The organism is Zoogloea sp., from assembly GCF_017302315.1.
Lineage (GTDB): Bacteria > Pseudomonadota > Gammaproteobacteria > Burkholderiales > Rhodocyclaceae > Zoogloea.
In genome coordinates, this window is the sequence record NZ_JAFLDT010000009.1 from 1 (window position 1) to 12,468 (window position 12,468).

Consider the following 12,468-nt stretch of genomic DNA (forward strand, 5'->3'; position numbering starts at 1 on the left):
GACAGCGTGGATTGGGACACCACCCAGAACCTGATGATCGAGGGCGACAACCTCGAAGTCCTCAAGCTCCTGCAGAAGTCCTACGCCGGAAAGGTGAAGCTGATCTACATCGACCCGCCGTACAACACCGGCAAGGACTTCGTCTATCCGGACAACTTCCAAGACAACATCAAGAACTACCTCGAACTCACCGGTCAGACTGGCGAGGGCGGCAAGAAACTCTCCACCAACACCGAAGCCTCCGGCCGCTTCCACACCGACTGGCTTAACATGATGTATCCGCGCCTCAAGCTGGCGAAGAACTTGCTATGTGAGGATGGCGTTATTTTCATCAGTATTGATGAGAACGAATTATCTAATCTGAAGTGTCTTGCTAACGAAATATTTTCCGAGGAAAATTTGCTTTCCGTCCATCATTTTCAGGTTAGGTACGAGAACAAATCGCTAAATGAGCGGAAGGATTTTCAGGAGCTAATAGAATACGTCTTAATATATGCGAAGAACAAGGATGCGTGCGAGATCAATCGGCCCTCGGATGAATACACAATCGAAAAGTTTGTGTTCACAATCGAGCATGGAGAAATTCCCACAAAGTCATTCACGCATGATGGAAAAAGAGTTGACGTTTGGGATAAGGATTCATTCTCAATCACAGAAGATTTGCCTTCGGTTGACAGGTTCAAAGAGACTTGGATTTCCGGGAGTATTTTGACTGGCACAGGCCATGGCTCTCTTTACCTCAAGCAGATAGACAGCAGGAGAAGCGTTGATGGTGACGGTTGCCTTTACCGGATTCACGGAATAGGAGAGGACGGCTTGGGATATCGGTATTTCACGAATCCAAAGGATCCATCGTCTCTTAGGGGCAAAATGTTCACGAAAATTCCTACAGCAAAGCTAGAGGGACTAAAGGAAGGGACTGCACTTAAATATAGTCCCATAGTGAATTTCTACAATTACAGCGGGGACGTTGGAAATATTCGTCACGAAGGCGGGATTCAGTTTAATGCCGGGAAGAAGCCTCTGAAGATGCTCACCCAGTTCTTGGGCTATATAGAGGATAAGAACTCAATCGTAATGGATTTTTTCGCTGGCTCCGGAACGACGGGCCATGCCGTCATGGTGCAGAATGCAGCTGACTCTGGACATAGACGGTCCGTCCTTGTGCAACTCCCGGAACCCATAGATCCATTGGACAAAGACAACAGGTCACTGGTAGCAATCTGCGATGAAATTGCGAAACCCCGCACCATCGCTGAACTGACCAAAGAACGCCTGCGGCGGGCCGGGAAGAAGGTAAGGGACGAAAATCCGCTATTCGCCGGCGACGTAGGCTTTCGCGTCTTCAAGTTGGCCAGCAGCAATATCCGGGTCTGGGAGCCGGACCGCGACAGGCTCGCCTACTCGCTCTTGGATTCCATCGAGCATGTTAAGGGCGATCGCACCGAACAGGACATCCTCTTCGAGCTGCTGCTCAAGCTCGGCCTCGACGGCGCCAGCCTGATCCCCGGTGAAGGCGCCGACCCCATCCAGGGCGACGCCCTCGGCGGCCTGGCCCGCACCTACCTGCTCGCCGAAGCCGTCATCCGCCGCCTCACCGACTGGATCGACCCCACCGTCCTCCACGCCATGCTCGCCCACGACCTCCCCCTGTCGGTCGAAGACGAAGCCGCCGCCCGCGACTCCGCCCAGCGCCTGCAGGCCGCCGTCGGCAATGAAGTGAGCATCGAGGCCATCTACAACGAAAGCGCCGAAGCCTGGACCCTCGACATTGCCCGCATGCACCACGGCAACCGCAAGCTCACCCAGATCGACGCCGACTTCCTGCGCTCCGGCGACTACCGCATCATCCGCCAGGCCACCGAATCCATCTCCGGCCTCATCCAGCCCGGCGCCATCATGCGCCGCGGCGAAAAGCAACAAGCCGTCACCAGCTTCGCCGACGCCATCCGCTGGATGCTCGCCGACGTGGAACGCGGCATCTCCAAGCAGCGCTACAAAGGCCTGGGCGAAATGAACCCCGAACAGCTCTGGGAAACCACCATGGACCCCGCCGTGCGCCGCCTGCTGCGCGTACAGATCGACGACGCCATTGCGGCGGACGAGATCTTCAGCACCCTGATGGGCGACAACGTGGAACCGCGGCGGGCGTTCATTGAAGAGAACGCGTTGTATGCGAGGAATCTGGATGTGTGAGGGTGTTCGGGTGACAGGGTTAATGAAACTCTTGCCAAGATAGTGAAATATTGGTGACAGAGATAATGAAAAAAGCTCCCTAGGGAGCTTTTTTCATTATTGACTTTTAATTTCAGAAAAAAACAAGCAGATCACCAGATTAAGTTGCTTCAGAAGTAGCGACCTTTCTTTCCACGTCTCGGTCGCTGAGACTATTAATCACAGCAATATTTTCATTAGTGTGAGTGGAACTATGTACGGAGTTCTTAGTGAGTTCGTAGGAACGTTTCCATTCAGGCCACTTCTCCGAAAGAGTACGAGCTCGTTCAAAATTACTACTACTGAATTTCATCTCTTTTCTCCTGGGAACTGACAACCAAAGAAAGTTCATTTACTAGGCTGACCTCTGCCTCTAAATAAGAAAGGGGAGCCATCGGAACGCGAAGCTCGGCGGTCTCCCTAGACCACTCCATCAAGCGGCTGTTTTGCTTTCTTGTTATGTTTCGTCCACTGCTTAAGCTCATAGAAAATAGATCAACGAACCGACGCGGGCCAATCCCAACAAACGGCTCGAATCTAACTTTTTTAGTGCCACCTTCACCATTCGACTCGATCGAGTCACTATGCATCTTTGTAGCGTAGCTCTTCGGGTATGGCTCAACGAATTTGACCTTTTTGATTCCGGCCGCCACGATGTGTTTAGCACAGTTGTGACACGGATAGGTCGTTGTATAAAGAGTACCGCCTCGGATAGCTATCCCATTTCGGGCGGCCGAAAGCAAGGCTTCCATTTCGGCATGAACAGCCCTTCCATACTCAGTGATACCGAGAAGTCCAGTATCCTTGAGTACTTTTAGGCCTTCCGCCAGTAGCTCTTCGTCTGCAACGGTAGAGTCCGGCTTCAGCTTCTTCATAATCCGGAGTGTGATCTCTCGCTTTTCTTTTTCGTTGTAGTCCTCTTTCCGCACATAATCACGTTGATCATCTTTACCAGGCCAGTAAAGACCACCGCCGAACTTAGGAACATCATTTGCCCCAGTTGAGACGATGTCATTCTTATTGTTGGCAATCACAGCACCAACCTGCCTCGAAAGATCGGCAGACCGTAGTGAAGCCGCATAAGCAAGAAACATGGCGTACTCGTCGGCTGTAGGGGGAACTACGGGAGCCGAAAAAAGCAGATCCAGTATCCTGGACAATTGATCAGAGAGCCGTTCAACATCATCGGTCGTTATGAAAGCGTCCGACATCTGAAAGACATCCCTAGTTCTCTGACCAAAATCGCCGGCCTCACGGTCATCACGATCAATGAGACGTTCCAACTCTGCCTCAGGAATGCCTTTCACATTCTTGAGGTAATGTCTGCGTGTCTTGACACTTGAGGATACGCCGAGCAAGAAAAAACCATCCCCGTAAGCGCGCCGCAGCGTCTCAACTTCGTCGGGGTGCTTCAATGATCGGATGACATGTGCAGTCCTTGGTCGCGGTCCGATTGGTGTACCAGTACGTCCTTCATTAATCGCATTTATGGCAAGAAGGGCGAAGAAGTCTCCTCTTTGAAACCGCTCCCGGCAGCTCTTCCCACTATTCATGCCCCTATCAAGCCGTTCCAGTTCGGAGTGAGGAGCTTCAGATCGGCCAGCGACGACGTATGACTCGCAGAGATTACTTAGGTGAATCCAGTTCATCGTATAGCGAAACTGACCGAACAAGGACTCAAGACGATTCTTCACGTCGTCCAGATTGACCCCGATGGGGGCCACGAGACCAATGACAAGCTCACAATCTTTAGAATGCTGCGTAATGCTCATTTTTAGTTCGTCTCGGGTGGGCGAGATATCCTGAGTTATGTCCTCTGTAGATGAACAGGTATGGAGTCCTCTCTATGATCTCATGAACTACCGAAGCTTGGATCATCGCTCAACTTTCGCGTGCGAAAGTTCATCAGCCTGCTGTAGGCTGATGGCCCTCCTAACCGCTGTTCACCCTTCAATCACGCTGAAATGCAGCTTGTCGATCCGGTGAGCCCGGAGCTGTCGGTGGCCGCGTCAAGCAACCACCGGCCTAAGTCGTTCGCAAAATTAGTGCTGACTAGGGACTGTCATCGACAGGATGCAGACTCCTGCTTATCTACGGAAATCGCGCCAATAAATTCTTTAAATGAATATGGCGGCAAAGACCGTGAGGCGATTGAATCGAGCGAATACTGGATAGTGGCCGACGCAGATGGTTTCATGACGCCTCCAAATAAACTACTTTCCTCTGAGTTTCTATCTCTACCAAGCAATTCCAACCATCGTGCAAAAAATAGCAGAGCGAACTTTCCGCGATAATCACGCCTTGGTTCTAACGAACCAAAATCTGCCTCATGCTGATCAATCTCCGGCTGACTCGGCTCACGGTCAAGCACGATCGCCTCATTTACACTTTTTTCCGCAAACTCCACCTTCAAAAGACCAACAGTCGCCAGCTTATTAAGCTTATCCGGAAGCGGTCTTGAGTTTATACCAAGGCGGCGAGCGAGGTAGATTCTATGGTTGTGAGCGCGCGTGACGTCAAGAAAAGACGAGTAAATTTCGTCGAATTTCTCGATAACGCTATCCCTAATCTGCGGTTCGCTATGGCAGTGCATGTCGACGGCCAAAATTTCTCTCAAAACCTCAGATGTTACTAGCACATTCTCGAAAGAGTATGTTTCCGTTAAATAAACATCCGGGCCCGTCGCATACCCCTTTAATCCATCAAAATCTTTATCAACAAAAAAATATACATCTTTATTCAACCCAGCAACATCGCGCCTTAGTAGCTCACGAAATTTTAAAACTTTCTCTTTTCCGTTGCAGACAATGAATTCATATCCAAATTTAATATTCGAATTTTTTATCCATTGAAAATAAACTTTTTTGTCGTCCACGCCTTCGCACGCAAATGCCACAGTATCCGGATTATGGGCTCGCAATGCGGCAAGCGATGCTTTAAAAACCGCGGGTGCGTCTCGTGCATCCCTCATGGAGCGAAGCAACGACATTCCTTCCGCATCAGTGGCTGGTTGGACGTCGCCCTCCACCGACGACATTAGCTCACGCACTTTCCGACCCTCCATTATCTGAAATCTCAATACGAAGAGCTTTTGCGAACGCATCAAGCTCATTGTCGAAGATAAAGGGGGAGTGCGTTATAGCAATTACTTGTTTACAAAGGTTGGAATTTAGAATATCCGGAAGAATTTTTCTTTGCCAGTCGATGGAAAGAGAAAGCTCCGGTTCATCGATAAGAACCAACTTCTCTTTAGGGTACAAATAAAGCCGGGCGAATAGCGAGATCATCTGTTTTTCACCCGACGACAATGCGTCAAGCGGTATCTCCCGGTCGGGCCTACTGCGCCACACAGATACGTCAAGACTCGCCCTATCAAGCTTGAGCACCTTCCCGTCTAAGTTGGAAGCTCCATCACGATCAGTCGTTGGGTCGGCGGCGGAAAGATACCGATTGCAACTCTCGATGAATTTCTCTACAACCTGCTGAGTATTCCGTGTCTTTTGTATGACGCTGTTTAGCTTTCCGAGAAAATACGTAAGAAATTTTTCCGAGTTCGGCGGGATATTTCCGCTATAAATTTTGCCAAAATCTGGTATTTTATTTGGGCCATAAGGACCATAGAAGCCCCATTCACGGCTGCTACTCCTGAGGCGATCAAAGAATATATCCAACTCTTCTCGTGTCGGTCTGTCTGCAAGACTCGGGTGTTGCTTTTCGAATGAGCCACTTATCAGATCATCGATGATGTTTGCGCTAATTTCAGCATATTTCTGATTTGACTCAAACATAATCTCTTGATTAAGGCTGCGTAGTCGCGCAGAGATGTCGGACAAACCAAATTGAATGTTTCCAGCATGAAGTCCGCGCCCGGTCAAACCGAGGCGGGCTTGAATGCTTGGAAAGGGGCGACGCTTATATGAATATCGAGAATCGTCCGCATCCGGCAATGAAAGTTCGATTCTGCGATACGTTGGGAGATAAACTATCTCAATATCAGCCAATGCGCCAAAGATAGAGTTTTTTAGGGAAAGAATAGGCGATTCAAAATCATTTATCGACGCCCATAGATTCCTAAAAATCCTCTCAGCCGACTCTAGCGTATGCGAAGTGTGGTTATATACCTTTAAAAAAACTGGGTGCTGCATGAGCTCTTGACGGTCGTCGGCAAGAGCCGTAAATTCCCAAAGAACAAAAAAAAGAAGATCGCCAGGGTCTAGTTCGTGAGTTTTCGCAAGCTTCGGTATTGCCGAATTGTCGGAAACCTTGGCAAGATAATCATCGAGGTCCTTTTTCTCGAGTATCAAAACCTCATCGATATTTCTCAACTTGCACTCGATTCTCTGAAAGCTAAGCTCAGCAAGTCGGCCAAATTGACATCGCAAAAATGCATCCAGAGCGCCCAGCATTGTAGTTTTTCCGGCTCCATTGCGCGCGATGAGAATCGTAGCAGCGTATTCGGAATCTAAACTAAGGGTTCGATAACCAAACAAACCTGAGATTGAAAAATGCTGAACTAGCGACTTGCGAGCCGCAGTTTCACTCGACGAGAATTCTGCATATTCATTCATTTTCTATTCCTATATTAATTATTTAATATTGCCATATTATGTTATTCAGCTTCAGATCACTAGATATTTGGCTGAACCCGAATACAGAATGTGGCGAGCACGGCATGGGGTCTTTGATTGACGTTCGTAGGGCTGTATGCACGCTAAGCTGGTATATCGAGTGTCGGCTCTTGGCTTTTTTCTGCCGGAAACTGATCAAGCTATCAACGTCCACAAAGGCCGAACACCCGCCCCTCACCCATTAACAAAAAACACCTCCTCCCCCTGGCATTTCTCGCACGTCACATAAAACGTATTCTTCTGCTTCCTCAACCGCCCCGGTTCGCCGCATTTCGGGCAGCTTGGTTTGATCGTCGTATTCGTTTCACACGCCTTGCAGAAGAAGAAATAGGAATAGCCATAGCGAATCTCCAGATCCGCGCTGCGGCATTGACGACAGGCGTGGCCGTTTGAAGGTGTTTCACGACTGTCCTTGGCCGGCGTCACCGCGCTTTCCTGAGCCTTTTCAAGCTCAGCGACTTCCGTTTCCACCTTGGCCTCTCCCTTCAAATCCCCTTCGTGGGGGCGCAAGGGCTTATTGGCTTTGATCAGGAATTCGGCAATCTTCAGCCGGTCGGGCAACGCGAGGCCCTGGAGCTGCCCGCTGTTCACACGGGCCGTATTGGCGGCGAGGATGCGGTCGGGCACTTGGTCGGCCTTGCACACACCATCCACCTGCCCGGATTTGGGCCACAGGATGATGCCGCTGTCCGAGATGGCTACGTAAAGGTCGAAGGGTATTGTGGAGAAGAGGTCTGGCCGTTTCGAGGCCTTGCCCAGCACGTCACGGAAGAAGCGCTCCTGCAGGCGCGCCTGGGTGATGGGAGAGGCCATGCCCCGCGACTGGTTGGTGCCAAACCAGCGCAGCCATTGCCCGTCGTCCTTGATCTGGATCTTCCCCACCACGCTCTTGCTCTCCACGATGGAGAGGCCGTGGGAATGGATGAGCAGGTGGTCCACCTGGGCGGCGTCACCGTTGTGTTCCAGCCGGATGCCGTTGAGCACCACGATCTCCGGGTCATGGGCAAAGAAGCGCTTCAGGTAGTAGGCCATCTGCTCCTCGGCCGCACGGCCGGAGCGGGCAAACTTGTCTTCGGAGGAAAAGGGATCGAGTTCTTTGTAGATCACGGACGCGGCGGGATGAGGATCGGATGGGCATGCGTTACGGCGGTGAGCACCATCGTGGCATAACACGCCACTCTTCATCTATGCACTGCGTCACTCGACCCACAGGGCCTATTACCTCAGAAGCTCGAACCCGGCGCAAAGCACCGGCGAGCAGTACAAGGCACTGGTCAACGCCCAAGGGACTCCTTGAACTGGACGCCATCTATCACTTCGAGACCTCGCCCTTAGTCTCTGCCTACACGGAACAGGCCGAAACCGTCCGGTATCCGGATGGCAATCGCCTGCGCCGCTACACACCGGACTTCGCGCTGTTCCTGGCCGATGGTTCGTCAGCGCTTATCGAGATCAAGCATGAGCTCGACCGGATTGCCGAGCACTTCACCCGTATCCGTCGCATGAGCGACCGAGTTTCACTGTGGCTTTAGGTTGACGATTCGATATTTGTTTAATACTTTGTCAACCCAGGAGGGGACCATGATCCATGACCGCATCCGTCGTGCCCGTGTGCTTCGAGGCTTGAGTCTTGAAGAGGTGGCGCAGGGGCTGGGCGACATCAGCAAACAAGCCTTGAGTAAGTTCGAGAAGGGCGGTGCAGTGCCCAATTCAACTCGCTTGCTGCAACTGGCAAAGGTGCTGGACGTCAAGCCCGAGTATTTCTTTCGCGCCGATGCCGTAGCTCTGGCGCCACTGGAATTTCGCAAGCTCGCGAAGATGCCGAAGTATCGACAGGAACAGCTCGAGGAGCAGACGCGCGAGCATCTTGAACGTTACATCGCCTTGGAGCGGTGCTTTGATGCAGCAGATGTTGCGGTGGAAGCAACGCCCGCCCACTTCATGCCAGTCTCATCCGTCGAAGCCGCTGAGGGGGCCGCCCGGAAGCTCAGGGAAGATTGGGCTATTGGCGGTGATGCCATTGCCAATCTGACCGAGTTGCTCGAAGACCATGGAATCAAGGTGGCCTTGCTCGACGGGCCGGAAGACTTCGACGGAGCCTGTGCGGCGACTCACGATGAACACCATGTCTTGATCGCCTTGAACCGGACTCGCCCCGGTGAACGCATGCGTTTCACCGCTGCGCACGAGTTAGGGCACTGGATCATGTCCCTGCCTGAAGGGATGCCAGAAAAGGAGAAGGAGGCCTGCTGCCATCGCTTTGCTGGCGCCTTCCTCTACCCCAGGGATCAGGTTGTTCTGGATTTTGGTGGCCATAAGCGTTCCCGGGTGCATCCGGTGGAACTGCTGAACGCCAAACGGCGCTATGGCGTGTCGATGCAGGTGGCGCTACGTCGCCTTAAGGATCTTCAGCTATTGAGCGATGCGGGATATCACTCGATTTATATCCAGTTCAGCAAAAACGGCTGGAGATCAGCCGAACCGGAGCCGATGCCCGCCGAGGAGCCCCGCCGTTTCGAGTCCTTGGTGTTCTGGGGGCTGGCAGAAGATCTATTCAGCCCATCTCGCGCGTCTGAGTTTTTGCAGAGGCCGATTGATCAACTGGAGCCCTCCCTGCAGGTATCGACTGTTCCTGCATGAGCCGGATCTACATCAGCGATACCAATATCTGGATCGACTTCAACAACGCAGGCTTGCTCGATGAGTTGTTCCAGCTCCCGTTCACCTTTTGCTGTACGGAGTTCGTGTTGGATGAGCTGAACAACTTCGACCATTCAGCCCTGCTCGCACGCGGGCTGCTCGTCGAGCCGTTGGACGACACGGCGGTCAGCAAGTTGTACGGCTTGATGGCCGAACACAACAACAGCTCATTGGCAGATGTGTCCTGCTATTTCCTGGCCCACGAGACAACACGGCCGTTGCTGACCGGTGATGGTCGGCTCAGGAAGCAGGCACAAAAGGATGGACTTGAGGTGCACGGTGCCCTATGGCTACTGGATCGTCTGGTTGAGAATGCGGTGATTCCGACAAAGCATGCGGCGGATTGTCTCGATCGCATCTTGCTGAAAAATGCACGTTTGCCTCATGCAGAATGCCAGAGTCGTCTTCAGCAGTGGCGTGCATGAGCCCAGAAGAGCACGCGCGAGCCGCGACGCCACCCGGCCCATGACCCCAATCAGATCTGGGTGTAGGACATCATGTGGTTGCTGAGTGTGCTCCCCCGATTTGATCGGTCCGATGATCATGTAGAGCGATGGCCTGCAGTGGCCGGTCGCCGAATGGAAACGCCGCCCGTGATGCTGAGGGGCAGCGGACTTGACCGGGGCCATTCCGCGATCAAACTCGTCACGCCCGACGAAAACTCTTCGATCTGCACGTGGCCAACCAAAGCCAAGAGGATTGGAAAACTGCCGACAGACGTTTCGTTTATTTCGTTTGTTTCGTATATTACGGATATCGAGGTGCTACCGCTGGTCACACCCGCAGAGAAACAAACCGGAGGAAAGCATCATGGCAAACGCGCAAGCAGTCATCGACACCGTGCTTGATGAGCACGATGCAGCACTGGCGCAAGCCGCTCAACGTTGCTTGATGGCGGCGTTGGATCATTCACGGGCGGAAACCATACGCCTGATTGCACAGGGTGAAGACGAAACTCAGGCGGTCGTCGAGCTTCCCCCGAAGGTGCTGCGCTTCATGGCCGATCTGCTCGGGGTTATGGCACAACGTCAGCCTGTAGCCGTGCTGCCACAGAAACTTGAACTCTCCACTCAGGAAGTGGCAAACATGCTGAATGTGTCGCGTCCTTACGTGGTCAAGGAGATCGAGGCAGGACACCTGCCTTGCCGTAAGGTTGGTCGCCATCGGCGTGTCCTGTTCGAGGACATGATTGCTTATCAGCAGAAATCTCGCTCTGAATCGGATGCCGCACTGCAGGCCTTGGCCGATCAGGCTCAAGAGCTGGGTCTGGGGTACTGATATGGCAGGTTCAGCACGCTACACAGTGATTCTGGACGCTTGCGTGCTGTACCCCGCGCCTCTGCGCGACGTGCTCTTGAGCCTTGCCAGTGTGGGTCTGTTTCATGCTCGCTGGTCTGAGCGGATTCAGGATGAATGGGTTCGCAATCTCTTGCTGCAACGGACGGATCTGAAGCTGGAGGATCTGCAGCGCACTTGCGCATTGATGCGCAGTGCCATTCCGGATTGCCTCGTGACGGGGTGGGAACCCATTGAGCAGGTCATTACGGGACTTCCGGACCCGGATGATCGTCATGTCGTTGCAGCCGCACTTCGCGGCCATGCCGACGCAATCGTGACTTTCAATCTGAGGGACTTCCCGGCTGAAGTGATGGATGCGGTGCAGGTTGAGATTCAACACCCAGACGATTTCCTGCTTAATCAACTCGATCTGGCGCCATTTCCGGCACTCAAAGCGATCAAGGCCATGCGTGCCAGACTACGCAAACCACCCATTGAAGCAGCAGAACTGGTGACAATGCTTGAAAAACTTCAGCTACCGCTAAGCGCGGCCAGACTGCGTGAAGTCAGCGAGCTGATCTGAGGCCATGTCTGCAGATCAAGTTGTCGCTGACAGCGCTAAACGCTGAAATCGCTCGCCTGATACTGCCCCAAGCGTTGGCGCAGCAGGAACGGACGGTCAATGTGCTGGGCGAGCTCTTCGACGGAGGCGGCCGGCACGCCAGCGGCCAGGAAGTGCTCCCGCCATGTATTCACCACGTCCACAACCCGATTAACTTCGGCCTTCGCGGCTTGAGGCGTCAGCCAGTACTGCCCGGCGGCGGAGAGCGCGTTCTCGATGCTGGACTCGGCCCCTTGCGTCCCCACCGTCATTGCCTGATAGCCCAATGACTGCCCCATCGGCAGCACATCGAAGGCGGGTGCGAGCGCGTACTGCTGCGCCTGGCTGACCAGGAGAACGTGGTTCTTTTCGTGGTCGTCCGTGTTGTCGATGAGGATGTTGAACACCAGGCGCCGGAACAGCTCATGCATCTGGGCACGATGGCTATCGACATCTCCCCGGCGGCGCAGGAGTTGAGCCAGATTCGGGTACGACAGCTCGACACCCGCGGCCTTCAAGGCCACATTGGCCGACAGCGCGTGCCATCGTCGGCCTTCCGAGCGGTCGAAGCGCTTGATAGCCAGCGCAACGCCCCGCGCAAACGGAATGGGCCGCATTTCCGCCACAGCAATCCCTGCCTTTGCTGCAAGCGTCAGGGAGGCATGCTCATGCTTCGTCGCCTTCGTTGTTAGCGCTCGCCGCTGCAGCTGTACGCGTCCTGCGGGCGCGCAAACGACTGGCCTGACGCACGTCGGATTCAAGTGCCCGGACATCCTTGCCCGGTTCAGCCAAGTCCCCAAGCCCGTCCGCCAAACCGAGCAGCCACAAGGCCGAGGCATACACCCCCATGCTCACAGACGGATCCCCTTTCTCCAGGCGAATCAGGGTGGGAACAGAGACCCCAAGACGGCTGGCCCACTGCCGCTGGGACTCCTTACGCCGAAGCCGTGCCACGGCCAGCCTCTCTCCAAGGGTCTGCAAGGAGGCCAGGACCTCCGGTGGCAAGGAACTTAGGGCTAGAGAAGGTTTTGACATAACATAAAAATA

12 protein-coding genes are annotated in these 12,468 nt (G+C 53.4%); 6 read left to right on the top strand and 6 right to left on the bottom strand.

Going from position 1 to position 12,468, the window contains the following annotated elements:
* The coding region (locus J0L98_RS04845) for a DNA methyltransferase (protein WP_296410399.1) at positions 1-2,196 on the top strand (2,196 nt) is incomplete at its 5' end.
* 317 nt (positions 2,197-2,513) lie between these two features.
* On the opposite strand, the gene J0L98_RS04850 is transcribed toward J0L98_RS04845, so the two are convergent.
* The 4 genes from J0L98_RS04850 to J0L98_RS04865 all read right to left on the bottom strand — a co-directional run bounded on the left by J0L98_RS04850 (position 2,514) and on the right by J0L98_RS04865 (position 7,949).
* On the bottom strand, positions 2,514-3,986 hold the full coding sequence (locus J0L98_RS04850) for an anti-phage dCTP deaminase (protein ID WP_296410402.1): 1,473 nt from the start codon (positions 3,984-3,986) through the stop codon (positions 2,514-2,516).
* Positions 3,987-4,276: 290 nt separating this feature from the next.
* A complete protein-coding gene (locus tag J0L98_RS04855) occupies positions 4,277-5,263 on the bottom strand; it encodes a DUF4435 domain-containing protein (RefSeq protein WP_296410404.1) in 987 nt (328 codons plus the stop codon).
* Positions 5,256-6,782, bottom strand: coding sequence for an AAA family ATPase (locus J0L98_RS04860; RefSeq protein WP_296410406.1), 1,527 nt, complete (start codon positions 6,780-6,782; stop codon positions 5,256-5,258). Before J0L98_RS04860 ends, J0L98_RS04855 begins: the two co-directional genes overlap by 8 nt.
* A 234-nt stretch (positions 6,783-7,016) precedes the next feature.
* The gene (locus J0L98_RS04865; protein ID WP_296410407.1) at positions 7,017-7,949 is read right to left on the bottom strand and encodes a nuclease-related domain-containing protein; all 933 of its coding nucleotides are present in this window, start codon (positions 7,947-7,949) and stop codon (positions 7,017-7,019) included.
* A gap of 23 nt (positions 7,950-7,972) precedes the next feature.
* On the opposite strand from J0L98_RS04865, the gene J0L98_RS04870 reads away from it, so the two are divergent.
* The 5 genes from J0L98_RS04870 (at position 7,973) to J0L98_RS04890 (ending at position 11,403) form a co-directional block, all read left to right on the top strand.
* Positions 7,973-8,374 (top strand): hypothetical protein, encoded by a 402-nt coding sequence (locus tag J0L98_RS04870; protein WP_296410409.1) that lies wholly within the window; start codon positions 7,973-7,975, stop codon positions 8,372-8,374.
* Between the two features lie 49 nt (positions 8,375-8,423).
* Positions 8,424-9,482, top strand: coding sequence for an XRE family transcriptional regulator (locus tag J0L98_RS04875; RefSeq protein ID WP_296410410.1), 1,059 nt, complete (start codon positions 8,424-8,426; stop codon positions 9,480-9,482).
* The gene (locus J0L98_RS04880) at positions 9,479-9,967 is read left to right on the top strand and encodes a hypothetical protein (protein ID WP_296410411.1); all 489 of its coding nucleotides are present in this window, start codon (positions 9,479-9,481) and stop codon (positions 9,965-9,967) included. The genes J0L98_RS04875 and J0L98_RS04880 overlap by 4 nt, the downstream gene beginning before the upstream one ends.
* Positions 9,968-10,352: 385 nt before the next feature.
* Positions 10,353-10,820: a helix-turn-helix domain-containing protein gene (locus J0L98_RS04885; protein WP_296410412.1), complete on the top strand. Its 468-nt coding sequence runs from the start codon at positions 10,353-10,355 to the stop codon at positions 10,818-10,820.
* Between the two features lies 1 nt (position 10,821).
* On the top strand, positions 10,822-11,403 hold the full coding sequence (locus tag J0L98_RS04890; RefSeq protein ID WP_296410413.1) for a PIN domain-containing protein: 582 nt from the start codon (positions 10,822-10,824) through the stop codon (positions 11,401-11,403).
* A 35-nt stretch (positions 11,404-11,438) separates the two neighbouring features.
* Here the strand turns inward: J0L98_RS04890 and J0L98_RS04895 are convergent, their stop codons facing one another.
* Both J0L98_RS04895 and J0L98_RS04900 read right to left on the bottom strand, forming a co-directional pair.
* On the bottom strand, positions 11,439-12,194 hold the full coding sequence (locus tag J0L98_RS04895) for a HipA domain-containing protein (protein ID WP_296410415.1): 756 nt from the start codon (positions 12,192-12,194) through the stop codon (positions 11,439-11,441).
* A complete protein-coding gene (locus J0L98_RS04900) occupies positions 12,088-12,402 on the bottom strand; it encodes a helix-turn-helix transcriptional regulator (RefSeq protein WP_296410417.1) in 315 nt (104 codons plus the stop codon). The genes J0L98_RS04895 and J0L98_RS04900 overlap by 107 nt, the downstream gene beginning before the upstream one ends.
* Between the last annotated feature and the right edge of the window lie 66 nt (positions 12,403-12,468).

Coding starts and splice junctions, on each gene's coding strand:
- J0L98_RS04850 (WP_296410402.1), bottom strand. CDS start 3,986: ATGAGCATTACGCAGCATTCTAAAGATTGTGAGCTTGTCATTGGTCTC.
- J0L98_RS04860 (WP_296410406.1), bottom strand. CDS start 6,782: ATGAATGAATATGCAGAATTCTCGTCGAGTGAAACTGCGGCTCGCAAG.
- J0L98_RS04870 (WP_296410409.1), top strand. CDS start 7,973: ATGGGCATGCGTTACGGCGGTGAGCACCATCGTGGCATAACACGCCAC.
- J0L98_RS04875 (WP_296410410.1), top strand. CDS start 8,424: ATGATCCATGACCGCATCCGTCGTGCCCGTGTGCTTCGAGGCTTGAGT.
- J0L98_RS04880 (WP_296410411.1), top strand. CDS start 9,479: ATGAGCCGGATCTACATCAGCGATACCAATATCTGGATCGACTTCAAC.
- J0L98_RS04885 (WP_296410412.1), top strand. CDS start 10,353: ATGGCAAACGCGCAAGCAGTCATCGACACCGTGCTTGATGAGCACGAT.
- J0L98_RS04890 (WP_296410413.1), top strand. CDS start 10,822: ATGGCAGGTTCAGCACGCTACACAGTGATTCTGGACGCTTGCGTGCTG.
- J0L98_RS04895 (WP_296410415.1), bottom strand. CDS start 12,194: ATGTCCGGGCACTTGAATCCGACGTGCGTCAGGCCAGTCGTTTGCGCG.